The organism is Aeribacillus sp. FSL M8-0254, from assembly GCF_038008845.1.
Taxonomy (GTDB): Bacteria; Bacillota; Bacilli; order Bacillales; family Aeribacillaceae; genus Aeribacillus; species Aeribacillus composti.
This window is the reverse complement of sequence record NZ_JBBOZY010000001.1, coordinates 2,973,241-2,996,947: the sequence shown is the minus strand read 5'-3', so window position 1 is coordinate 2,996,947 and position 23,707 is coordinate 2,973,241. Positions and strand designations below refer to the sequence as shown.

General features: G+C 37.4%; 24 protein-coding genes, 1 tRNA gene, 1 pseudogene and 1 riboswitch. Of the genes and pseudogenes, 7 read left to right on the top strand and 19 right to left on the bottom strand.

Annotated features, from left to right (window positions below):
* Nucleotides 1–53: 53 nt before the first annotated feature.
* Nucleotides 54–1,469: a SpoVR family protein gene (locus NSQ44_RS14510; protein WP_144597072.1), complete on the top strand. Its 1,416-nt coding sequence runs from the start codon at nucleotides 54–56 to the stop codon at nucleotides 1,467–1,469.
* A 73-nt stretch (nucleotides 1,470–1,542) separates the two neighbouring features.
* Here the strand turns inward: NSQ44_RS14510 and NSQ44_RS14505 are convergent, their stop codons facing one another.
* The 3 genes from NSQ44_RS14505 to NSQ44_RS14495 are packed head-to-tail and all read right to left on the bottom strand — an operon-like array spanning nucleotide 1,543 to nucleotide 2,969.
* Entirely contained in the window at nucleotides 1,543–2,232 is a 690-nt protein-coding gene (locus NSQ44_RS14505) for a TerC family protein (protein WP_340857413.1), read from the bottom strand.
* 52 nt (nucleotides 2,233–2,284) lie between these two features.
* The gene (locus NSQ44_RS14500; RefSeq protein WP_063387266.1) at nucleotides 2,285–2,560 is read right to left on the bottom strand and encodes a YkvA family protein; all 276 of its coding nucleotides are present in this window, start codon (nucleotides 2,558–2,560) and stop codon (nucleotides 2,285–2,287) included.
* Entirely contained in the window at nucleotides 2,523–2,969 is a 447-nt protein-coding gene (locus NSQ44_RS14495) for a sporulation protein (RefSeq protein WP_340857412.1), read from the bottom strand. The genes NSQ44_RS14500 and NSQ44_RS14495 overlap by 38 nt, the downstream gene beginning before the upstream one ends.
* 378 nt (nucleotides 2,970–3,347) lie before the next feature.
* On the opposite strand from NSQ44_RS14495, the gene ytvI reads away from it, so the two are divergent.
* Together ytvI and NSQ44_RS14485 are read left to right on the top strand one after the other, a co-directional pair.
* Nucleotides 3,348–4,376 (top strand): sporulation integral membrane protein YtvI, encoded by a 1,029-nt coding sequence (ytvI, locus tag NSQ44_RS14490; RefSeq protein WP_340858277.1) that lies wholly within the window; start codon nucleotides 3,348–3,350, stop codon nucleotides 4,374–4,376.
* Nucleotides 4,377–4,517: 141 nt separating this feature from the next.
* Entirely contained in the window at nucleotides 4,518–5,609 is a 1,092-nt protein-coding gene (locus tag NSQ44_RS14485; protein ID WP_340857411.1) for an AI-2E family transporter, read from the top strand.
* Between the two features lie 75 nt (nucleotides 5,610–5,684).
* Here the strand turns inward: NSQ44_RS14485 and NSQ44_RS14480 are convergent.
* From NSQ44_RS14480 to NSQ44_RS14430, 11 genes and pseudogenes are all read right to left on the bottom strand, one after another.
* Nucleotides 5,685–5,758: transfer RNA gene (locus NSQ44_RS14480), tRNA-Pro, on the bottom strand.
* A 60-nt stretch (nucleotides 5,759–5,818) separates the two neighbouring features.
* Nucleotides 5,819–6,181: a fluoride efflux transporter CrcB gene (crcB, locus tag NSQ44_RS14475; protein WP_340857410.1), complete on the bottom strand. Its 363-nt coding sequence runs from the start codon at nucleotides 6,179–6,181 to the stop codon at nucleotides 5,819–5,821.
* A gap of 12 nt (nucleotides 6,182–6,193) precedes the next feature.
* The gene (gene crcB / locus NSQ44_RS14470) at nucleotides 6,194–6,601 is read right to left on the bottom strand and encodes a fluoride efflux transporter CrcB (RefSeq protein WP_340857409.1); all 408 of its coding nucleotides are present in this window, start codon (nucleotides 6,599–6,601) and stop codon (nucleotides 6,194–6,196) included.
* An 86-nt stretch (nucleotides 6,602–6,687) separates the two neighbouring features.
* Entirely contained in the window at nucleotides 6,688–6,978 is a 291-nt protein-coding gene (locus tag NSQ44_RS14465) for a hypothetical protein (RefSeq protein ID WP_340734150.1), read from the bottom strand.
* 186 nt (nucleotides 6,979–7,164) lie between these two features.
* Nucleotides 7,165–8,208, bottom strand: a complete 1,044-nt coding sequence (locus NSQ44_RS14460; protein ID WP_094244603.1) for a ribonucleotide-diphosphate reductase subunit beta — start codon at nucleotides 8,206–8,208, stop codon at nucleotides 7,165–7,167.
* A gap of 12 nt (nucleotides 8,209–8,220) precedes the next feature.
* Nucleotides 8,221–10,485, bottom strand: a complete 2,265-nt coding sequence (locus NSQ44_RS14455) for a ribonucleoside-diphosphate reductase subunit alpha (RefSeq protein WP_340857407.1) — start codon at nucleotides 10,483–10,485, stop codon at nucleotides 8,221–8,223.
* Between the two features lie 136 nt (nucleotides 10,486–10,621).
* A riboswitch (cobalamin riboswitch) is annotated at nucleotides 10,622–10,800 on the bottom strand.
* A gap of 133 nt (nucleotides 10,801–10,933) precedes the next feature.
* The gene (locus tag NSQ44_RS14450) at nucleotides 10,934–11,374 is read right to left on the bottom strand and encodes an Hsp20/alpha crystallin family protein (RefSeq protein WP_340857405.1); all 441 of its coding nucleotides are present in this window, start codon (nucleotides 11,372–11,374) and stop codon (nucleotides 10,934–10,936) included.
* A gap of 96 nt (nucleotides 11,375–11,470) precedes the next feature.
* A pseudogene (locus tag NSQ44_RS14445) lies at nucleotides 11,471–11,706 on the bottom strand (transposase); the annotation flags it as partial.
* A gap of 448 nt (nucleotides 11,707–12,154) precedes the next feature.
* Nucleotides 12,155–13,444: a globin-coupled sensor protein gene (locus NSQ44_RS14440; protein WP_340857404.1), complete on the bottom strand. Its 1,290-nt coding sequence runs from the start codon at nucleotides 13,442–13,444 to the stop codon at nucleotides 12,155–12,157.
* A 718-nt stretch (nucleotides 13,445–14,162) separates the two neighbouring features.
* On the bottom strand, nucleotides 14,163–14,369 hold the full coding sequence (locus tag NSQ44_RS14435) for a DUF1657 domain-containing protein (RefSeq protein WP_063387284.1): 207 nt from the start codon (nucleotides 14,367–14,369) through the stop codon (nucleotides 14,163–14,165).
* Between the two features lie 75 nt (nucleotides 14,370–14,444).
* On the bottom strand, nucleotides 14,445–14,660 hold the full coding sequence (locus NSQ44_RS14430; protein ID WP_063387285.1) for an alpha/beta-type small acid-soluble spore protein: 216 nt from the start codon (nucleotides 14,658–14,660) through the stop codon (nucleotides 14,445–14,447).
* Nucleotides 14,661–14,981: 321 nt separating this feature from the next.
* Between NSQ44_RS14430 and NSQ44_RS14425 the strand changes: the two genes are divergently transcribed.
* Nucleotides 14,982–15,155 carry a hypothetical protein gene (locus tag NSQ44_RS14425; protein ID WP_445659508.1) on the top strand — a complete coding sequence of 58 codons (174 nt, stop codon included), beginning with the start codon at nucleotides 14,982–14,984 and terminating at the stop codon, nucleotides 15,153–15,155.
* Nucleotides 15,156–15,238: 83 nt separating this feature from the next.
* Here the strand turns inward: NSQ44_RS14425 and NSQ44_RS14420 are convergent, their stop codons facing one another.
* The 5 genes from NSQ44_RS14420 to NSQ44_RS14400 all read right to left on the bottom strand — a co-directional run bounded on the left by NSQ44_RS14420 (nucleotide 15,239) and on the right by NSQ44_RS14400 (nucleotide 20,453).
* Nucleotides 15,239–15,436, bottom strand: coding sequence for a hypothetical protein (locus tag NSQ44_RS14420; RefSeq protein ID WP_340857402.1), 198 nt, complete (start codon nucleotides 15,434–15,436; stop codon nucleotides 15,239–15,241).
* A 126-nt stretch (nucleotides 15,437–15,562) separates the two neighbouring features.
* The gene (locus NSQ44_RS14415; RefSeq protein ID WP_340857401.1) at nucleotides 15,563–16,603 is read right to left on the bottom strand and encodes a YheC/YheD family endospore coat-associated protein; all 1,041 of its coding nucleotides are present in this window, start codon (nucleotides 16,601–16,603) and stop codon (nucleotides 15,563–15,565) included.
* The gene (locus tag NSQ44_RS14410) at nucleotides 16,593–17,945 is read right to left on the bottom strand and encodes a YheC/YheD family endospore coat-associated protein (RefSeq protein ID WP_340857400.1); all 1,353 of its coding nucleotides are present in this window, start codon (nucleotides 17,943–17,945) and stop codon (nucleotides 16,593–16,595) included. The genes NSQ44_RS14415 and NSQ44_RS14410 overlap by 11 nt, the downstream gene beginning before the upstream one ends.
* Nucleotides 17,929–19,038, bottom strand: a complete 1,110-nt coding sequence (locus NSQ44_RS14405) for a YheC/YheD family endospore coat-associated protein (RefSeq protein ID WP_094244613.1) — start codon at nucleotides 19,036–19,038, stop codon at nucleotides 17,929–17,931. The genes NSQ44_RS14410 and NSQ44_RS14405 overlap by 17 nt, the downstream gene beginning before the upstream one ends.
* Nucleotides 19,039–19,091: 53 nt before the next feature.
* Entirely contained in the window at nucleotides 19,092–20,453 is a 1,362-nt protein-coding gene (locus NSQ44_RS14400) for a YheC/YheD family endospore coat-associated protein (protein ID WP_340857399.1), read from the bottom strand.
* A gap of 120 nt (nucleotides 20,454–20,573) precedes the next feature.
* Between NSQ44_RS14400 and NSQ44_RS14395 the strand changes: the two genes are divergently transcribed.
* The 3 genes from NSQ44_RS14395 (at nucleotide 20,574) to NSQ44_RS14385 (ending at nucleotide 23,693) form a co-directional block, all read left to right on the top strand.
* The gene (locus NSQ44_RS14395) at nucleotides 20,574–21,701 is read left to right on the top strand and encodes a DUF445 domain-containing protein (RefSeq protein ID WP_340857398.1); all 1,128 of its coding nucleotides are present in this window, start codon (nucleotides 20,574–20,576) and stop codon (nucleotides 21,699–21,701) included.
* 108 nt (nucleotides 21,702–21,809) lie between these two features.
* Entirely contained in the window at nucleotides 21,810–23,435 is a 1,626-nt protein-coding gene (locus NSQ44_RS14390; protein ID WP_340857397.1) for a spore germination protein, read from the top strand.
* Nucleotides 23,436–23,459: 24 nt separating this feature from the next.
* Nucleotides 23,460–23,693 (top strand): hypothetical protein, encoded by a 234-nt coding sequence (locus NSQ44_RS14385; protein ID WP_066248956.1) that lies wholly within the window; start codon nucleotides 23,460–23,462, stop codon nucleotides 23,691–23,693.
* Nucleotides 23,694–23,707: the final 14 nt, after the last annotated feature.

Genomic DNA, 23,707 nt, shown 5'->3' with positions numbered 1-23,707 from the left:
ATCTCCCGTTTGTTTTCATAAATTGTTGTAAGGAAAAAGAAGGGGGATGAACAATGAACAAGGAGGATCATAAAGTTCTTCAATATGCAATTGAAGAAATAACAGAAATCGCAAAGGGGTTTGGTCTTGATTTTTATCCGATGAGATATGAAATTTGTCCAGCTGATATTATTTATACATTTGGTGCATATGGAATGCCGACTCGTTTCTCCCATTGGAGCTTTGGAAAGCAATTTTATAAAATGAAGCTCCATTATGATTTAGGTCTTAGTAAAATTTATGAACTGGTGATTAACTCAAATCCTTGTTATGCCTTTTTGCTTGATACTAATTCTCTTATTCAAAATAAACTAATTGTTGCACATGTCCTCGCGCATTGTGATTTTTTTAAAAACAATATTCGCTTTAGTAATACGAAACGGGATATGGTCGAAAGCATGGCGGCAACAGCGGAAAGAATCAAGAAATATGAACTTTTATATGGAAAAAGAGAAGTGGAAAAATTTTTAGACGCGGTTTTATCCATCCAAGAACATATTGATCCGTCTTTAGTTCGGACAAAACTTTCTTGGAGCTTGGATGATGTTGATGAGGAAGAAGAGCATAAGACATACAAAACACCGTATGATGATCTCTGGTCTTTAGGAGAAAAAAAAGAAAAAAGTGAACAGACAATCAAGAAAAAGAAAAAATTCCCTCCCAAACCGGAGAAAGACGTGCTTTTGTTTATCGAAGAGTATAGCCGGGAGCTTGAAGACTGGCAGCGTGATATTTTAACAATGATGAGAGAGGAAATGCTATACTTTTGGCCTCAGCTTGAAACAAAAATAATGAATGAAGGCTGGGCGACGTATTGGCACCAGCGGATCATGAGAGAGCTGGATTTGACCTCTGATGAAGCAATTGAATATGCTAAATTAAATGCAGGTGTCGTACAGCCGTCAAGAACGAGCATTAACCCTTATTATTTAGGTTTAAAAATATTTGAGGATATCGAAGAAAGGTATAACAATCCGACCGAGGAAATGAAAAAGCGGGGAATTCAACCCGGTTCGGGCAGGGAAAAGCTGTTTGAGGTGCGGGAAATTGAATCGGATATTTCATTTCTTCGCAACTATTTAACAAAAGATCTTGTTATGCGGGAAGACATGTACTTATTTCAAAAACAAGGCAAAGACTATAAAATTGTTGATAAAGATTGGGAAAAAGTGCGGGATCAGCTCGTAAGCATGCGGGTGAATGGCGGTTTTCCGTACATTACGGTAATGGATGGGGATTATATGAAAAACGGCGAACTATATTTAAAACATTGGTATGAAGGGATTGAACTTGATATTAAGTACCTTGAAAAGGTGCTTCCATACATTTATCAGCTTTGGGGGAGAGGTGTCCATTTAGAAACGATTATTGAGGATAAACCTGTTTTATTTAATTTTGACGGCCGGAATGTCCATCGAAAATATTTGTAATGATGGGGCAAGATTGTCTTGCCCCACGGAATTTGTTTTTAGGCTTTAGGAAAAACGGTGTCAGCATCATTTTTTAAGATGCTTCTTCTTTTGCTTCCACAGGGGAAGCTTTTTTCTTTTTTAAATTTCCGGCAAAAATAACGCCTGCAACAAGAATAATCGTTAATCCCCATTTTAGAAGCGGGTTTTCTTCAAAGAAGCCTTTTAGAAATTTTTCATCTACGATCATTTTGGCTGCTGTAAAGGCAATAACGGCAGCCCCAATTGTCACGATAATTGGGAACCGTTCAATCCATTTGATGATGAGCGTGCTGCCCCACACAACGATTGGAATGGAAATTAACAATCCGATTATGACTAAAAGGAACGATCCGTGCGCGGCACCGGCAACCGCTAAAACATTATCAAGCCCCATTAAAGCGTCTGCTACAATGATCGTTTTCATAGCGGACCAAAAGCTATTCCCGGTATCGACGTTATGCTCTTTTTTATCGATGAGAAGTTTATAGGCAATCCAAAGGAGAAGAACTCCGCCGACTAATAGCAGTCCAGGGATTTTTAAAAGCCAAACAACCGCAAGCGTCGCAATTGCCCGAATAAAAATCGCTCCAAAAGTCCCCCATATAATGACCTTTTTTTGTTGATGCTTCGGCACATTTCTAGCTGCTAAACCGATTAGAATGGCATTATCACCAGCTAAAACAAGGTCAATGATAACAATCGAAAGTAATGCTGAAAAAAACTCAGGTGAGAATAGTTCCAATATTTATCACTCCTCAAATATTTTATACTCATTTCGATGTTTTTATCCTTTGTTATGCAAGACAATATTTTTCCTGTAATTCCTTCGGAGCCATTTTGATCATTTGCTGTATGATAAAAGTAAATATAACGACATCATCCACAATTCCAATTAAGGACAGGAAATCTGGGATTGCATCGAACGGCAACAGGAAATATCCAATTATGAAAGCGATCGAGAATAGCTTTTTTTTCCTATTCACCTCCTTCGATAAGAAAAATTCAAATATAAAAGGGAAAAATGAACGAAAGTTATAAATGAACCGAATTCTTTTCCATATTTTTCTCATCGTTTTCCCCTCCACTAGGTTTATTTTTTAAAATTTGTATTGTGTCATGATCCAGACTATCGATTCCTTCTTCAAACACTAATGTTGTTTTAAAACGGTATGTTAAACTGTCTGTTGTTGCGGGAAGATGCTTTGGTAAAACAAATTCAAAAGGAATTTTTGCGCAATCAGCTGGATCGATTATGTCAGGAGCGAATAACGTAATGGAGGCGATTGATTGCTGATCAGCCTGATTGTTTATTTTCATAAGATCACATTGCAGCTGCTTAATCTTTTGAGGTATAGTGCCTCCTTTAATGTAGAGCGTGCCTGTTACTTTTTCTCCTGGCGAATACGTTTCTTTATCCAGTACGAGATCGACTGTTGCAGAGCCTATTCCGATTTTGGACATATATTTTCTAAGCAGCAACTCAAATCAACCTCCCAAAAATTGTTTTAAGATGCAAAAAGACCTTTGCCATTTTTATGGCAAAGGTCTCGCTAACAACATTCCAGTTGTTCAATAAAGCCGGTGGATAGCTCCACGAAATGACGACTTTATTGTTAAGCTACTCCCCTTTGGGAATTTTTATTCTTATTCCGTTTTTCTAATTTGATTATATTGGTCAATTTGCATTTTGTCTAGTATTTTTTTACTGAAGTAAATGTGTTTTGTAAAATGTCGGAACAAATAACAATTTTTAAAAATAATAAGGAATTTCAATAGTTCAAATGGAAAATCCGCGATATAATAAGGATAACATGATGATTTTGAGTATAGAATAGATAGGAGAATGATGTATTGAAAATGAAAAAGTATCTTCCGCTTATCATCATTGGTATTGCCATTCTTATACTAATCCCGTTTAGCATCCCGATATTGCTTGCGCTGCTTACAGCTCTTGTACTTGAAAAGCCTATCAGCATTCTCCAAAATCGATTTAAAATAAAAAGACCTTATGCAGTTTTGCTCATTTTTGTTGTTTTTTTACTCTTATTATGTATTCTAGGTTTTGGTTTGATAAACTTTATATATACAAACTTTGTGAGTTTTATAGCAAATATCCCTTTATATGTTAGAAAATTCAATCATGATTTTATTAATCCTCTTCTTGATACGTGGGAAAATTATTCCGCTTCCCTTCCAGAAGGTGTCATGACGTCTATTGAAATTTCCATTAATAATTCTGTCAATGCAGTTGACGGTCTTGTGAAGCAATTGATGGAATCGCTCATATTATTTGTTTCCGGCATTCCTGGCTTTTTCATTGAAGCGCTGATTTATTTGATTGCTCTTTATTTAATCAGTTTAGATCTGCCGAAAATATGGGCTTCGCTCGAGACCATGCTGACAGAAAAAACGAGAAATAAAATAAAATATGTTGTGAATGATCTTTACAAAGCAGGCTTCGGCTTTATTAAAGCGCAAGTTATCTTAAGTTTGCTGACATTTATACAAGCTTATATTGGGTTGGTGCTGCTTCGTGTAGATTATAGCTTGATTTTGGCAATCATTATCGTGGTTGTTGACATCCTTCCAATATTGGGAACAGGATCGGTGCTGGTTCCTTGGGCTATTTATGCATTTAGCCAGGGGCAAACCAATCTCGGAATAGGATTAGTTGTCTTATTTCTTGTGATCACTGTCGTCAGACGTGCAGTCGAACCGAAAATTATGTCGACCAACATGGGAATAAGCCCTCTTGCCGCCTTGATCAGCATGTTCATTGGACTAAAGATGCTCGGTATATTAGGTTTATTTTTAGGTCCTGTTGTTGTGATTTTGTTTGAAACATTGCGAAGAGCAAATATTATAAAGCTTAACATAAAAATTTAAAAAGGTTTTCCTTAAATTTGAGCGGAAAATTTGGATTAGAAGCAATAGGAGGATTGAAAAAAATTGCTTAGAATATGTAAATACATGATATTCTAAATATTGGAACGAATGTTGCAAAATTGGATGCGGGAGGCAAGCATTTTGTTTAAATCAAAACTTCATTTTTGGACGTTAGAAATACTTTTGATCATTTTGATCTTATATTTCAGCACAAAAATATCTTTTCTTTTTGAGCCCATTGTGATCTTTATAACTACTTTGTTTTTTCCTATAATTATTTCCGGTTTTCTTTACTTTTTGTTTGCTCCGATTATTGGCTTTCTTGAAAAGCGAAAATTTCCAAGAGTGCTGGCCATTTTGATTTTGTATATCGTGTTTATCGGAGGAATTTCGATCGCCATCGGATTGGTAGGTCCTACGATTGTTAAGCAGTTTAATGATTTAATTCGAAACATTCCTTTTTATATAACAAAAACGAGAGAAATCATTGAAAACCTCTATCAAACAAGCTGGTTCCAATGGGTATTGACGCAAGATTATTTTTCCATTGAAAAAATTGAGAGCACCATTACGCAATATGCATCGAGAATTACAAATAATATTACGAATGGCGTTCAGTCCGTTTTCAGCGTTATCACAAATATAACACTCATTATTGTCACGGTGCCGTTCATTTTATTTTATATGATCAAGGACGGACATAAGCTGCCGCACCAGGTCGTAAAGTTTTTTCCGAGCGATTTCCGCGATGAAGTTATGATTATCTTAAAGGAAACAGGCGAAACCTTATCTACCTATATTCAAGGACAAATGCTTGTTTCCATGTTTGTCGGGCTCTTTACGTTTATCGGATACTTAATTATTGATCTGCCATATGCTTTGCTGCTTGCAATAACTGTGGCAATCACCAATATTATTCCGTATTTAGGTCCGTTTATTGGAGCTGCTCCAGCCGTTATTGTCGGCTTGCTTGATTCGCCTTTTAAAGCACTTCTTGCGATTATTGTCGTGACAATTGTTCAGCAAATTGATGGGAATGTGATTTCTCCGTTTATTATTGGCAAGAAGCTTGATACACATCCGTTGACCATTATTATATTGTTGCTTGTTGCAGGAAATATCGCGGGAATTTTGGGGATGATTTTGGCTGTTCCAACATATGCTGTAACCAAAACGATTGTGATTAACTTATATAAATTAATTAAACTGAGGAAAGGGATTAAAAAGACGTAATTCAAAATATAAGCCGCTTGAAAAAGCTCAAGCGGCGTTTTTGGTTTTAAATGATGATTTAGGAGATTTACAGAGTCGGGATGACAGGATTCGAACCTGCGACCCCCAGCACCCCATGCTGGTGCTCTACCAAGCTGAGCTACATCCCGCTGGACAATCTGTATTATAAAGAAAAAATCAAACCATGACAATATGATTCAAATAAGTTTTTAAAATATAGCGCCTAGTTGGAAGCCGAGAAAGGCAAACAAAAGACCGAACGCATAGCTTGAAAGAAAATAGCACATGGACACTGTTTTTTGTTTTTCTGTTAACAGCTGTTTATTTTCAAGCTGAAACGTAGAAAAGGTGGTAAAGGCTCCTAAACATCCCGTTCCAAATAACAGTAGATATGCTTCTGAAATATTCATGCCGATCAAAAGGCCGAGCAGGAAAGATCCGCTGACATTGATAATAAATGTTGCGACAGGGAACTTCATATTGCTTTTCTTTTTAATCCAATTGGTGACGATCAAGCGGGCATTAGCTCCTAAAAAACCTCCGATTCCTACAACGATAAAGTTGAAAAGCATTACTCTTCACTCCTATTCATGACGGGCCGTTCGTGCGCTGTGCTGGGAAAGCATTTTTCGGCCAAGATGATAACCAGATGAAACAAATAAATAACCGCCTATTAAGCTTGACAATGTATACATAATGGCTGTTTCCCATTTATCGGCAATCATCAATTGAATGTTCTCAAAACTAAAAGTTGAAAATGTAGTGAATGACCCGATTAAGCCAGTACCGATCGCTGCGGCAAAATGGGGAGGAAATCCTTTTATTTTAAATACATATTCAGTCAACCATCCTAAAAGAAAACTTCCAGCCAAATTGGCTAAAAGTGTCGCTGCTGGGAAAGATCCGGTCCAAAAGCTGGAAGTCCATAGGCCGACACTGTATCGAAGGCAGGCACCTGCTATCCCGCCCAAACCGACTAATAAATAAATCATTATATTCACCTCGCAATGGTGGAAAACAACATAGTTCTTTTTAGCCAATATGATTTTCTTAATCTTCGTGAAAACTATATTTCTTTTTAGGGCATCGCCTTTGTAATTGCTTCTATAATGAACGCAATACAAGCTAAAAAGATGGTCAGTAAAGTTGAACATAACAATATGTTTCTGATGACGACAGCAGCTTTGTCGCATCTGCTGAAAGTTTGAAAAGCAAAATATACAAAGATGCCTAATAGAATCGAGGCAAACCAACTTATAAAGCCTGTTTTTGTAGCCAATTTTTGCCAATCAAACATCCAAAAATATAGAATAGCGAAATGAATTGTTACTAACAAAATTGACATTATGATCAAGGTTGATTTTAACATAGATCCCCTCCGTACATATTATACCATGGCATGGAAAAATGGGATGCTTAGGTTCCCAAAAGGATAAGCTCTTTTAAAAGAAAGTAGTTGCTTATCGAACAATTCTTTCATAGCATTCCTTTTGGTTTGGCAGCAGATAAAAAAACGGGCAGTCTCTGCTGCCCGTTATCATGAGAACGTAAATTTTTACAACTCATCAAAGCCGTTATCAATCGTGTTGACTTTTGTATATTGTCTCGATTTTTGTTCAAAGAAGTCTGATTTTCCTAAGTCCACTTCTTCGTAAGCCCGTATCCATTTCAAAGGATTTGTCCGATAGCCTTCAAAAGGACGTTCGAATCCCAGCTGATTGGCACGGAAATTCGCATAAAATTTAATATAGCTCTCCACATCTTTTAAATGCAGGCCTTCAATGTCATTGCCGATAATTACACCGGCCCATTCGATTTCCAGCTCGGCTGCTTTCAGAAATGTTTTCGAAACGAATTGTTTCAGTTCATCTGTATCATATTCAGGATATTGCTCCAGCACCGCTTTGAAAATTTTTTCAAACAAACCTACGTGTATTTGTTCATCACGGTTAATGTAGTTAATCATCGTGCTAGTGGCTACCATCTTTTGGTTTCTGGCTAAATTATAAAAGAATGCGAAACCGGAATAGAAAAATAAACCTTCCAGTATGACATCAAAGACGATCGATTTCAACAAATTCTCCACATTCGGATTTTCTGCAAATGCTTTATACCCGTTGGTGACAAATTCATTTCGCTTCCTTAAAACCGGTTCGTTCCGCCAATATTCAAATACTTCATCCTGTACGTTTTTAGGCACGATGCTTGAAAGAATATACGAATATGAATGGTTATGAATCACTTCCTGCTGAGCGAGCAAGATCATTAAGGCGTTTATGCTCGAGTCTGTAATATAATCAGCAACTTTTCCGGCATAATCGGTTTGAATGCTGTCTAATAAAGCTAAGAGGCCGATAATTTTTAAAAATGCGTCCTGTTCTCTTTCTGAAAGCTCAGGAAATTGCTTCACATCTTGAGCCATATTGATTTCAAAAGGTGTCCAAAAGTTTGCGAGCATCCGTTTATATTTTGGATATGCCCACGGGTAGGCGACATCATCCCAATTGAGCACGTTGGAACATTTTCCGTTCACTATTGCTGTTGAACGGTTTGGTGCATCAGGATCCATAATAACTCGTTTTGTTAATGTTTGCTCCATATGAATTCCTCCTTAACTTGCACATGATTCACATTCATAAATGTCGCTTGATGTCGAACGGACATAATACGTTGTTTTTAATCCGGATTTCCAAGCTGTCAAATGAAGCTCCAGCAATTCTTTCGCTTTAATCGTGTTTAGGACGTAAAAGTTGAAGGAAATGGACTGGTCAATATGTTTCTGGCGCACCGCATTTTGTTTAATGCTCCATGTTTGGTCGATCAAATAAGCGGATTTATAATACCAAGTCGTTTTCGCATTTAAGTCGGGAACGGTAACTGGAATTTTGTAGTCTTTCTTTTCCTCTGAATAAACTTTTTGGAAAATTGGATCGATGCTTGCTGTGCTTCCGGCTATAATGGAGGTCGATGCGTTCGGTGCGACCGCCATTAAATAGCTGTTGCGAATCCCAAAAGTCTGCACTTTTTCCTTTAATTCCTGCCATTTTTTTGACGTATAACCGCGGATTTCAAAATATCGCCCTGTATCCCACTCCGAGCCTTTAAAGAGAGGGTATGCGCCTTTTTCTTTTGCGAGCTCCATACTCGACTGAATGGTTAAATACGCAATTTTTTCATATAATTGGTCGACAAATTGGACTGCCTCGTCGCTTTCCCATGTAATTTCCTTTAGTGCAAATAAATGATGCATGCCAAACGTTCCAAGACCGATTGCACGGTATTTTTCATTTGTAAGCTTTGCCTGTAATACCGGAATGTTATTTAAATCGATAACGTTGTCCAGCATCCGCACTTGAATAGGGATTAAACGTTCCAGAACGTTGTCTGGGACAGCCCGTGCCAAGTTGATGGAAGAAAGGTTGCAGACGACGAAATCGCCGGGCTTTTTCACAATGACAATTTTTCCATCTTCAACATATTGTTCTTCAACAGTAGTAGCACTTTGATTTTGCGCAATCTCTGTGCATAAATTGCTGCAATAAATCATGCCGGCATGCTTGTTTGCGTTTTTTCGATTCACTTCATCCCGATAAAACATAAAAGGCGTTCCCGTTTCAAGCTGGCTGATCATAATCCGTTTCATTATTTCAATCGCAGGCACTTTTTCTTTAGATAAGGAAGGATGATTCACGCACTCAAAATATTTTTCCCGAAAGCTGCCGTTACCTTTTTCTTCATCATAATAATCTTCCAGACTGAATCCCATGACTTTGCGAACTTCGTGGGGATCGAACAAATACCAGTCCCCGCGCTTTTCAACTTGCTCCATAAATAGGTCAGGAATGCATACACCTGTAAATAAATCATGGGTGCGCAGCCGTTCATCTCCGTTATTTAATTTTGCATCTAGGAAGGCGAAAATATCTTTATGCCAAACATCCAAATAAACGGCAATTGCTCCTTTTCTTTGGCCGAGCTGGTCGACGCTCACTGCCGTATTATTTAATTGCTTCATCCAAGGAATGACACCTGATGAAACTCCTTTGAACCCCCGGATATCGCTTCCGCGGCTTCTGATTTTCCCTAAATAAACTCCAATGCCTCCGCCGCTTTTAGAAACATTGGCAATATCAGTGTTCGAATCATAAATGCCTTGAAGGCTGTCGTCTACCGTATCAATAAAGCAGCTTGAAAGCTGACCGACTGATTTTCCTGCATTAGCCAATGTCGGTGTTGCAACCGTCATATATAAATGGCTCAGTGCCCAATACGCTTCCTTTACAAGATGCAAACGTTTGGACGGATGCTCGTTGATCATTAACGTCATAGCGATGATCATAAAACGTTCCTGTGGAAGCTCAAATGTTCGTTTATAAAAATCTTTAGCTAAATACCGGTCGTAAAGGGTCCTTAATCCGATGTATGTAAACAGCTTGTCCTTCTCAGGATCAATGGCATTTCCCAGCTCCATAATTTCCTCTTTTGAATAATGCTCTAGCAAAAGAGGGCTGTAGATTCCAAGATCGGTTAATGTTTCGATTAACAAATAAAAATCGCCGTAGCCCGGTTGGTTGTAATTTCTGTTTTGGCTCGCTTCATAGTAAATTTTTTCAAGAAATACGTGTGCAGCTAAAAAAGTCCAATCCGGCTCACTTTCCGAAATGTTTGCTAAAGCTTCAATAATCAGCAGGTTTGTAAATTTTTCAAGATCATCAATCTGCTGGTATTGTAGGGTTGTCGACACTCTCTCGCTGTATTCATGAAAGGAAAGGGATGGAAACTTTTTTTCAAGCTGTCTTAGATAAAGCTCCCAATCGCTCCTGTTAAAATGATTTTGAAAAACCTCGTATAGATTTAATGCTTTCGTAATATTCATCAAACATCCTCCTTATCAAAATAAAAAACCGCTCAGGAAGCTGAGCGGATCAAACGATGATTAAAAGGGAGGCAGTTTACAAGGCGAAACTACTCCATTCAAACCATCGTTTCATCTTCCCAACCCCCGAAGAATTAGAAACGTTCGGACAAAGGCAGGTCTCCTGACTCGTGCTTCATCCTACTTTGAATCCTTCCCATACGAAACGTACAGTGGATTATTCATTTCGTAGCACTCACAGTTGCGGGGACAGTTCCGGATTCTCACCGGATTCCCTTTTAAGCTGAAAACAGCACCTTTGTCGTTAGGTTTTCAATATATAGTATTTAATTGTTTTTGATTACACAATATATAGATTTTTGATGTTATATATTCATCATAATCGTACTTGGCGAAAATTGCAATAAAAAAGTGAGGCTGATTGAAATTTTGCAACCTCACGAAACAATTAATGAAACTGAATATCAATTTTCTTTTTGTTGTTTTCGGTTTGTTTTGGAATACGGATTTCCAAAACGCCATTTTTATATGTCGCGCTCACTTCTTCTTCTTTTACATTTGCCGGCAATGCAACAGCGCGGTGAAACCGCCCGACAAACCGTTCGCGTCTATGCATTTCTTCTTCCTTTACTTCTTTGCTTCTTTGAATTGTGCCGCTGATCGTAAGAACGTTGCGATCAAGATGAATGTCAACGTCTTCCTTTTTTTCAAGGCCGGGCAAATCACACGTAACAATTACTTCATTAGCAGTTTCATGAATATCAAGCCGGGGGGTATTCATAGTCTCAAAATTTTCAAAAAAATGTGGAAAGCTTTCAGAAAAAATGCGGTTCATATTTCGTCTAAATTGATTAATCTCAGAAAAAGGATCGTAAGGAATGAGAGCCATATGATTGTTCCTCCTTTGATTTTTTTTACAGAAAATATTATTTGTGTTGGGAAGAGAAATATACATAAAGCAAAGTTTAAATTACTGTTTTTAATCTTCTACCGTATCTCGACGAAGTTTTACGTATAAACCATCCAAATATAAGACGGAATAACGCTTATGTAGAGGACGAGTGTGCCATTTCTCGATGTATTCCTTCACGACATCGGTCATACGACTGATCGTTGCAGGAGAATAAGCATTCCAAAAATTCGTTCAATAAACTTGCCAATCTCCCGCGTACTTATGCCACTTTGATACATCTTGATGACAGCTTCTCCGAGCCAGCCGGTTTATTTGAAAATACTGATTTTTCTGATTTCTTCATTTAAGAACGCAGGAACAGAAGTTACGCAGATAGTATTTTCTTACAAAAAAGAAATCACTGAATAATGCTGATATCCAGCATAAATATCTTGGGGTATAAAAAAATCAACACATACTATTTGTTGGGATACTATGTTCAATATATGAACATATGTCCTCATTTTTTAACCTTCAAGCGACCAATTGGATCTCCTTTTACGACTCAACTATTTTAGCGGATAAAGGTTGTTCAGCTTTTTGAAGATTCATCCAAATAAATAATCAAGGGGCTGTCCAGAAAGTCAAATCCCCATTGAAAACAAAAAATCATAAACACCGATATATCAACGTTTCTAAAACATTCATGGGGGCGTCCATAAGTCGTAAAAACGACTTATTAGACACCCCCTTTGTCGCCAGCTTGAAAAAGGACCTTTATATATGATTGGCCAGCTTTTTTAAATGTTCTGAAGTCTCATTGATTTGCGCAATGAAATTTGTTATATCATCAATGATTTCAGCAAAGTTTTCGAGTTCATTTTTCGTCTTTTCAGTTTGTTCTTTATTTTTGTCGAAGGCATACAAAATATTGTCGAAGAATTGGTTCATCTCTTTCATTCTTTGCGAACCATTGCCTGTAAGCTCTGTTACTTCCACAATAGATGAAGCGGTATCGTTAATTTTCGCTCTGATTTCCTCAATTAAATTGGAAACGCCAAGCACGGAATTTTTTGTTTCTTCCGCCAGCTTTCTCACTTCACTAGCAACAACAGCGAATCCTTTCCCGTATTCCCCTGCGCGCGCTGATTCAATTGCGGCATTTAAAGCCAGCAAGTTAGTTTGTTCAGCAATAGAAGTAACAATCGAGACGACATGATTAATTTTTTCAGAAGTTTGTTCAAGCGACTTTATTTTTAAAGCAATATCATCTGTCCGTTCTTTTATATTGACCATTAAATCGGAGTGAAAATTCAAGTCTTCTCTCCTTGAGCTGACCTCTGCTTCGGTTGATGCCGCTGTTTCAAAACGATCAACTGCAATTAAGGCAAATTGTTTGGATTGTTCGTTAATTTTTTGTATAGCTGAATTGGCTGATTCAATAAGATCAGCAAGACGAATGGAGGTTTGGGCGATGTTTTCATGAAGCTCCTGTTTTTCCTTTTCGATTTTTTGCCGTCTTTTTAAATACTCCTCATTATATGCTTCCAGCACAATTTGCTGTTCAAAGTTTAACATTTTTGCAATGGTGACCACCGCTTTATGATAATCTTCCTTCGATGGACACGCTTTCGCAACAACAGAAAAAATAGATTTCTGTAATTGCTGGAATGAACTCATGTACCAGATGGAATCTAATCCAATGCGGACGTGGGCCACAGCAATCCGCTTCATTCTTGTTATATCTGCATCTGTCAAGGATCCGCTAAACATAAGCAGCACATGTTTTTTCAATCTTTCCTTCTGCTTTTCGAGCGAGCTGTATTTATTAATCAAGTCAATCAAAAATGGTTCTTGATGGAGAGCGTCATAAAATGAATCAATAATATACTTTATGTTTTCTTCAATCGCATCTTTTAATATAAGAATGCAAATAAGATCATCCTTTGTCAGGTCGACCATTGCTAATTGCCTTTGATATTTTTCATCTGTCACGTCAAGTTTTACTTGGTAAAGATCCACTTGTTTTTCAAAAAGTGATGGAACTTGTTTTCTTTTTTTAAACATTTGTTGATTTCCCCTTCAAAATTCATTATTAGTGTCCATTGTATATATCGGCAGCTAAATAATAATTTTTTCGATTATTTTTAAATTTTTATTCAAATTCGTTAAATTTTATATCCGAAAATGAACAATGTTTTATAAAGGCGAAGATTTTAGGATGGTGTAAAACAACAGAAAGACTTCATATTTGCCGAAAAGCACATTCTGAGCAAATAGCCTGTAGATGATGTTGCAGCTGGCGGCATGAATCAAGAATTTTTTTATAATCGACAAATTGCGCGTGCAGACAAGACTTCCTTGATGGCGCTTTCTTTAACAAAATGATCTTCAGTTTTTTATTCCTTCTCCCAATATTTAGATACTTTAGTAAAAACATGAAACATATACCATATTTTTGTTTTTTTCTGAATATTAAATCGATTGTTTGGCAGTCTATCTCAATGTGATGATCTAACGGATATCGAAGGTTTTTATAGACTTTTATTACTGCAATTGTTTTTAGAAAGATCAGATTTTAAAAGCTTATAACAGCTGCTCGAACGAAATCAGGGAAACACGACACTTCGTGAGTGGATTTGAAAGTTGAAGAGAGGGCGATTTTCCTTTAATGGAATCAAGCTTGGAAGGAATAGAATTAACAGAAATAGAAAGAGGGATCTGAATTGGAAGGGTTCAAGAACAAAATGGGAAATATCAGGAGAGTGAATGGTCCCCTCCTGATTTATAGCTGTTTAAATTGCGGCTCTTCGTTTTGAATGTAATTTAGCCTCGCTTTTAAATGGTCAAGCACTTCCTGTTGTTGTTTTGCAAGGTTTTGGTATAACTGCTTAGCTTGTTGATCTTCTGTTTCCAGTGCGAAGCTATGTAAGTTCGCAACCGCACTTTCACAGCTTGAAATAGTTTCCATCAATTTTGTACCAACTGTCATTTGAAAAACCTCCTTATTCTCAAATAAAAGGAGACACGGGTAGTGCCTCCATAGCCATGAATATAAATTTTTTAGTTATTGTTGTTGGAAACCGCCAATTTGTTGTTGAGCAAGTGCAACTAAACGCTTTGTGATTTCTCCACCAACAGATCCATTGGCACGGGAAGTTGTGTCTGGTCCGAGATTTACACCGAATTCTGTTGCGATTTCGTATTTCATTTGTTCAAGCGCTTGTTGTGCACCAGGAACTAAAAGTTGGTTAGAGTTGTTGCTTCGGTTTTGTTGAGCCATAATTTTCAACTCCTTGTGAATTTTTTTTTGGCTGGGTTAGCTGGAGTTGCACCAGCGTGAATCAAAAGATTCACTGCCGAACTCGGCTTAACCCATCGGGATGTATGCTGTTCATTAAGTAGTATGAGTAGGATGTAAAAATCTATTCGAAATGAGAAATGGTAATTTCTGTTTTGTGTCGTTACTCTGTAAATCAGACGAGAAAGGGAACATTATACATAAATCAATAACAAATAAAGGAGTTTTCACATGCGAGCCTGTCCGTTATGCAATGGATTTCAGCAACTTCATAAGTATTGTTCCAAATGCGGAGGCATTTTATTGGATGCAGGGAAAACTACTGACTATTTAGATGACTACAGTGCTTATATGGAAATGGACTTGATGAAGCTTTTAGATGGAAAAAGAGATTCACTAAACAATCATCAATGCATACATCTTTTATATTGCAGCCAATGCCATGAAGGAGAGCATGCAATCATTCAGGAAACATAACGAAAGGGGCTTTTAAGCTTTAAGCTCTGAATTCTTTTACAGCTAAAATTTAAAAAGCCTGATGTGTTTTTCAAACATCAGGCTTACTTTCCGTTATTTTTCTCTATGTCAAAAGGCGGTTCTTCTTCCTCGAGGTCCCTTGTTTCTTCAATATTGGTCGCATTGTAACGGTAGTGAACAGATCCTCCTGAAAGACCTTCATTAATCATTCTGTCAATGTCCATAAACGATTGATCACGACCTTCATATAGCGAATCTTTTACTTCCTTATCCTTATCCATAACCGTATTACCCTCCTTATTCACTGGAATTATTCATTAGGTTGCTCAGGAAAAGGTAAAATTATAAAAAGAATGTATGATATCATGGATGATTACAAAAATTTGTGGCTTGTGCATCCGTTTTTATCAAGTTTTTTTGAAATCGATTCGATTTTTTGCTAAATGATGGAACAATTTGCTTAGATGGACAATTCCGTTTTGGAATATGTCTTTTTCATCGAACACCATCGGTTTCGAATTAACCTCATAAATAAAAATATTTCCTTTTGTATCAATTCCAGCATCAATAGAAAATTCCCCAATGAATTGAAAACATTGAGAGAGTGTGCTGCCAATTTCATGGCAAATAATTTCCAGTTTTTTTGTATCGACACGGTTTTTGACAAAGGAGAAGGGAAGGATAGTGCCTCCATGTACTACATGTGTTGTAATGTTTTTAGATGCGCGCACGCCAATTCCCGAAATAACATATTGGTTTTGACTGTAATGAACGAGAATGCGCAAGTCGTATTTCTGACTGTTAATCTGATCGGAGATGATCTCCTGCTGCATCATATACGGCTCGTTTAGAATGTGTTTTATTTCTTTCCAAATATTTTCCAATGAAAATTCATTTTTTATAGAATTTACCGTTTTGATAATGTAGTTATGTTTGGATTCGGCTGTTATTTTAATGATTCCTTTCCCTTGGCTTTGTCCAACAGGCTTTAAATAAACGGAGGGGTATTTTTCAAAAAATGTATAAAAATCTTGTTTCGATGTTACTAATTGCGATTCAGGTATGACAGGAAGAAGGTGCTTATTTTTTTGCAAACAAGTAATGACATCCCATTTATTAAAAAAATGTCTGTTGAAATAAGGGATGTTTTTTTTGTTTAAAGAGCGGAAAACGAAATCTGTTTTTTGAACTGTATCGCGAAACGGATAGCGATTATAGACAACATCTGGATATAGAAACTTTTTTTTCAACCAGCGATTTTCGTTCGGTTCATATATATAGCCGACGATCGATTTTTCTTTCATGCCAGAAGGTGTAAAAACAAAGCTTGAACTGTGCTGCTCAGCCAAATGTCTTTGTATAGCTTTAAATAACGAAATGTTTCCATAAAAAGAACCGCTTCGATCGTTATCACCAGCTAAAATTCCGACGAGCATTTCATGGGGCATCATAGATCTCCTCAGTTGAAATTGTTTTTTTCATTAAATATTCGGCATATTGGAATGGAAAGCGCAATGTTAGCCGGTCTTCTTGCTGCAAATCTTTATGCATAAAAATGGAGCGGCCAGGCTTCGAGTTCGCTTCAAATAGCCATATGTTCCCGTTATTGTCGATGCCGAAATCAAAACCGATTTCTCCGATTTCACCGTCCATTTTGCGATCAATTGCCTTGCTAATAGAAAGGGCCGCGGTGGAAAGTGAACGGTAAATGTCCTCTTTATTCAACGGCAATGATAATTCATGCAAAGATTTTATTGTTCCTCCGTTTTTTACGTGTGTTGTAGGATTTCCCTTTCCCGCCAATTTCGCAGCGATTGCACTGACAAGCCAGATTCCGTTTTCGTTCTTGTTTGTGTGCACACGGAAATCGACAGGATTTCCATTCGATTGAAGAAGAGAAATGCCTTGTTGAGCAATATATTGATCTAATGATCGCTGTGTAAAAAAACGCTGCAAAAAGCCTTCAATAGAAGAGAACAGCTTCAACTGGCCTTTTCCGTTCTCATCATAATAGCAGCAAAGAATTGATCCATTTTTCCGATTTTTCACCAGCTTAAATATTCCTAGGCCAAGGCTTCCGTTTTCAGGTTTTAAATAAATCGTTTGAAAGCGGTTAATCAGCTGTTCAATTGTTTTTATGGACGGAGCATGATATGTCTCCGGCAAGTAATGCCTTACTGTCCCATCTTTGGATAAAATATGATGGACATCCCATTTGTTGAAAAAGCCTGAGTTGAAAAGCGGAATTGAGCGCATAAATAAGTTTTTTTTCGCAGACTGAAAGTAGTCTGAGTTTTCTACCTTCCGATTTGGAAGACGATCATAGATGACATTTGGAAATGGAACGGTTATTTTTACCCATCCGGATTCATTGAATGTATAGCCTTCAATCATCTCTAAATCCCAATGAATTTGATGTATCCCAAATACAAAACAAAAAGCGCCTGTTGAACAGCCGTTGACCACTAATTTTGAAAAAAATATCGATCTGTCGCCTAATGGGCGCAAAAGGGATTTATAAAAACCTGCTGTGAAAATGCCGACAACGGGGCCTAAAAATAGCGTTTCACTATGGACTAAAGCTTTGATCCTAATATTTTTAGGTAAAAGCAGAGATTCGGCAATATCTTTTGAAATATAAATGCTTTGGCTGTCTTCGTGATGGAGAATAGAACGGCACGCTATTTTCCGTTTGCCGAAAGAGATCGATTCGATCGTTACATGGGAAAAAGAGCTAGGAAGCAAAACGGTTTGGTTTAGGTGGTCTGCCTGTTTAATTTGATAAATCATTTATTTCCACCCCGGTTTGTAGTGAGTGTTGCAAGTAGCGGGCATATCGGACAGGAGCTTCGTACAGAACTGTTTTTCTCGCAGGATCTGTTTTTAAAACGACATTTCTCCCTGGTTTAGAATTAATATCTAAAATCCATATCGTTTCATTTTGCAAATCAATGCCGATGTCCACACCAAGCTCAAATAAAGGAGCAAAATTTTTTTCAATTTTTTGCGGAAGATGGTGAGCAAGCTGTTCGATTTGGTTATAAATATGGTTCAATCGCTGCCTTGGAATATCTTTTTCCCATTGTTCAAGGGAAACGACAGAACCGCCTTTTGACAAGTTGGATACATACGTATGTTTTTGACCGATTCGAATTCCTTTTCCTTGCATAATCCATTGACCGAACTCGTTTTTTTGAAATAAAATGCGCAAGTCAAATGGACGCTGCTGTTTGTCCTTTAAAGGGAGCAATCGTTGAAGAATGTATGAGTCAACTTGTCTCTTCGCAAGAAATGGTTTTAATTGATTGAAATGTTTCAAACGGACGATCCTTTGATTCGCTCCAATGAAAAAGTATAGAAATAGCGTTTCCTTTTCTTTTTTAATTACAAGCACTCCTTTTCCTGAACTACCGTGAATTGGTTTTAAGATACATTCCTCATATGATTGCAAAAATGTATAAACTTGATCGGGATGTTGGAAATATTCTGTTTCAGGAAGATATTGATAAATGAATGGATCAGTTTTTAATGTTTTATATTGTTTCCATTTATCTGGGAATCCGTAGCCTAGAAAAGAAACATTTTGTTGTATTTTTAATTTTTGAACGGCTTTTTTGTTTTGAATGGAAGCAGCATCTTTGCCATAAAAACAGCGGTCATAAATATAATGTGGAAGCTGAAAAGTACTTCGCTCCCATTTATTAGATGTTAAATTGAATGTAAATCCCGTTAACGTACCATTTGCGAATTGTACGTCCAACGGGCGAAACATAATACATTTCATATTCAATTTTTTTGCCGCTTTTGAAATATTTTTAAAATAGGCTGCTTCATGAAAATATTTATTGACTAAAAATCCGAAAGACAAAAGAGGTTCTGCCACAAATATCCGCCTGCCTCCGTTTATCTATATTTACCCAATTATTATATGAATCGTTATGAAACATCATAACCGCTTATCAAGAAACAATAACGGATGATTGCTTTGGCAGACGGACGAATGGAAGGATTGAGAGAGTATTCAATATTTTTGGATGGCTTTGTATTGACTTCTAAAATCCATGGTTTCTGATCCTCACTTACAGCCATATCAATTCCAAATTCCCCGTATTCTCCCTCCACGTTCATTTCAACTGTTTTGGCGGCTTCCAGTGCTATTTCTGAAAGAATGCTGCAAAGATGTAAACAAGTGCTTTTGTCAAAAATGTCAGATAAGATTTTTTTTATTTTGTACAGCTCTCCGCCTTTAGCTAAATTGCTAACAAATTGATCTTTAGCGGAAAGGCGGGCGACAGAAGAGGTTATTTTCCAGCCCTGATGATTGATTTTATGGCATAGAAACCTGAAATCAAGCGGTCGATTATCCAATTTGATTGTGTCGATTGTCTGCTGAATAATATGCGGTTCTCTTTTGAGATATGGAAAGAGATGTTTATACATTTCCTGAAAGGAATGAAAAATAATTGGCTGCTCGCTTTTACCGGGATGGGTAAAGTATATTTCGAAAAGATCGTTTTTATTTTTCAAGCGAATAATTCTTCTCCCTTGACTGCCGTTAATCGGTTTAATAAATGCGTCTTGAAAATCATTTACAAACACTTGCAAATCTGATTTTTTTGTTAAAAGCATCGTTTTTGGAAGGTAGGGAAGAAGATGCTGGTTGGACGCAAAAATTTTATGAATTTCCCATTTGTTTAAGTAGCGGTGGTTAAACACCGGTATATCGTTTGCAGCTGCAAATTGCAAAAACTTCAAATATTTTTGAGAATACTCTAATTTTCTTGATCGAATCCGATTATAAATCACGTCAGGACAAGGAATGGTTTCCTTTTTCCAATTTTGATGAGATAAATGAAACCCTTTCTTCTGATTTTGCTGCAGATCAGTTAATGTTGAAATACAAAAAAATGCGCCAATTTCCTCACAGTAATTCGCCATCTCTTTACAAAAATCATCAATATTTCCAAACTGGATTTTTTCATCGTCCTGAATAGAATCAATCAATACACAAATGACCGGTCCGAGTTTGAAGGTGTTGGTGAATTTATCATACTGAAGACGAAGCGTTAAAGATTTTATAGGAAGATGAAGAGCGTTGTAAATCTCTTCACTGGCATAAAGAACGATTTTTTCGTTTCGGATGAAGGAGGCTTTTGTTTTAACTGTTTCTTGGCCGCAATGTAAGGAAAACGTTTGGATCAGTGGAAGGGTCAAAGCTTTTTGCAAAGAATCGCTTATTTCCATATAGAAACCGTTTTTTTCTTCGAGTGGAATCATTAAAATTTTTGTTTCTGCCATTTGAATTACCCCGTTTGCTTACAAATGTTAACCGATTTATAATATTAACTTAGGTAAATCATGCTATGATATCGTATGTCTGGCAGTTGATCTTGTGAATAAACAGTGAGGAAGATGCAAATGAAATTTATATTAACATCAGCTATGATGGTCGTAATTAGTGCATTTATTGGCGGTGTTACGAATTACATTGCCATTAAAATGCTTTTTCGCCCATATAGACCAATCTATTTGTTTGGAAAAAAGCTTCCCTTTACGCCAGGCCTTATTCCGAAACGCCGGGATGAGCTGGCTAGGCAGCTAGGAAAAATGGTGATCGAGCATTTAGTTACACCAGAAGGAATCAAAAAGAAAATGGAGGAGGTCTCCTTCCAGCAGAAAATACAATCATTCCTGCTTCAATCGATAGATGCTTGGCTTGCCAAACAAAAAACTTTAACGGAATTACTGGAAGAGTATGGAGTATCCAACAGCAAGGAAATGATTGCCACCCGACTTGAACGAGCGATTGAAAAAAGCATACTTCATTTTTTCAATACAGATCAAAAAGTCAGTCAGTTTTTGCCGCAAGAATGGAAGAAGAACATCGAATTGCAAATTCCTAGTCTTGCAGAATGGATTGCAATGAAAGGCGTTCAATATGTTGAAAGTGATGAAGGGAAACAAGCGCTGCAAAGAATGATCGATGACTTTCTTCAACAAAAAGGAACGTTTGGCGGCATGATTCAAATGTTTTTAGGAAACTTGAATATCGCAGATAAAATTCAATTAGAAGCAGCAAAGTTTTTTCGTCATCAAGGGACGATTGATCTGATTTATTCCATTCTTTTTAAAGAATGGAGCCGATTGCTTGATATGCCGGTTTCTGAGGTTACAAGCAGGATGGACAAAGAAAAGACAAGCTTGTCCATTGCAAAACTTATTTCGGAAAAAATACGTATCTACGAAACATTGGATAAACCAATTTCAGAGCTTATCCAGCCGTATAAACAAGCAATTATGGAAAAAATGCTGCCAGCCGTCATTTCCAGCTCTGTTCTTTATTTGCAAAACAGTGTGGAACAGATTATGAAAGCTTTCGATATCGATGAAATTGTGACGGCACAGGTAGAATCCTTCTCGGTTGAACGTCTCGAAGAAGTTGTACTGACTATTTCCAAAAGGGAATTTAAAATGATTACCTACTTAGGCGCTCTCCTTGGTGGTATAATCGGGTTCGTACAATCGATTATCATTCTGTTTATTTAATCCCATGAAAACAGGCAAACCGCCTGCTTCATGGGATTTTTTACATATTAAAAGAACAATTGGGCACTTTACAAGTAAAAGGTTCAAAAACCGTTAGGGGGATTCGGCATGAGCTTTTTAAAATTTTTTAAGAAATCGATCGATAAAAAGTCATTTGAACAGCTATTAGCAGACAAGGAAAAGCAAGATAGCAGCGAGCAACCGCAAAGCAAAGAAACGATCAAACGCAGCTTGCATGAAAACTTAAAAAAAATTAGAGAAGCATTTGGCAACAGCAGCGACATTGTTACAAGGGAAATAAGAATAGGAAGACAAGGGGAAATCCGCGTCGGGATTATTTATACGGACGGTTTGATTAACAGTGAAGCGAATCATAATTTTGTTATGGAATCGTTAATGTTTGAATTGAGAAGAAATGAAGTGGATCTGAAAGATCTGGCAGGTTTGACGCTGCTCAATTATATAAAAGAAATGGTCTTGACCGTCGGTTCGATTGAAGATGTGCATGATTTCAACGTTATCACGAATGCTGTTCTGTCTGGAAAAGTTGTTTTATTATTCGATGGATACGAACAAGGCTTTGCCGTTGAAATGAAAGGCGGAAAGGAGAGGGGAGTCCAAGAGACAACAACTGAAACAACTATTCGCGGTCCTCGGGAAGGATTTACGGAAAATTTGCGTGTCAATACTTCCCTTATTCGCAGAAAGATAAAAGACCACCGTTTATGGATTGAATCAAAAAAAGTCGGAAAAGTAACAAAAACGGAAGTCAGCATTATGTATATTAAAGGGATTGTGAGAGAAGAAGTGGTGCAGGAGGTCAGAAGCAGAATTGAACAAATTGATATTGATGGAATATTAGAGAGCGGTTATATCGAAGAGCTGATTCAAGATAACTCATACACGCCATTTCCAACTATTTATAATACGGAACGGCCTGATATCGTGGCAGGACATCTTCTCGAAGGCCGCGTAGCCATTTTAGTGGACGGCACTCCTTTCGTTTTAACTGTACCGTCAATTTTTGTGCAATTTCTGCAATCCCCTGAAGATTATTATCAACGCGCAGATATAAGTTCATTAATTCGTTTGCTCCGTTTTTTCGGTTTTTTCACTGCGCTCCTTGCACCGTCTCTTTATGTTGCTATTACAACTTTTCATCAGGAAATGCTGCCGACACAGCTTTTGATCAGTCTTGCCGCCCAAAGGGAAGGCGTTCCGTTTCCCGCATTTATTGAAGCATTTCTAATGGAAATTATGTTTGAAATTTTAAGGGAAGCAGGACTTCGAATGCCAAGAGCTATCGGACAAGCCGTTTCAATTGTTGGAACATTAGTTGTCGGGACGGCAGCAGTAGACGCGGGAATTGTTTCCGCCTCAATGGTAATTGTTGTAGCATTTACAGCTATCTCAAGTTTTTTGGTCAGCTCGTATGACCTAGCGATCACCGTGCGGATGTTACGATTTGTTTTTATGGGGCTTGCCGCATCTTTCGGTTTGTTCGGAATTATCCTTGGATTGGTGGCGCTTGTTCTTCATTTGAGCAGTCTTCGTTCATTTGGCGTCCCTTATTTAAGTCCAATGGCTCCGTTTACGCTGGCAGATCAAAAGGACGTTTTAATTCGTCTGCCCCGCCGTCTGCTTATTTTTCGACCACGACTTTTTAGTTCACAGCAAAATACGAAAAGAGAGAAATCACTTTTTCAAAACGAAAATCAACGAAAGAAGAAATAGATTACCTAAAGGGGTATTAAATGAATGTGGAACATAATCGGCATTCTTTTCGTTTCTGCATGTATTTTTATAATCGAAGCTCTGCTGCTATTAAAACATAAGCTCTGGAAGGATTTTATTGTGTTTATCATTTTTCTTTTTTTAGGAACAGGATTAAGTATTGCCAGATGCATTAATTTTCCTATTCCAAATCCGATTGAATTGCTCACATGGATCTACCAGCCGCTAAGCGAAGCAGTGAACAAAATATTTCAATAAGAGGTTGGTGAAGG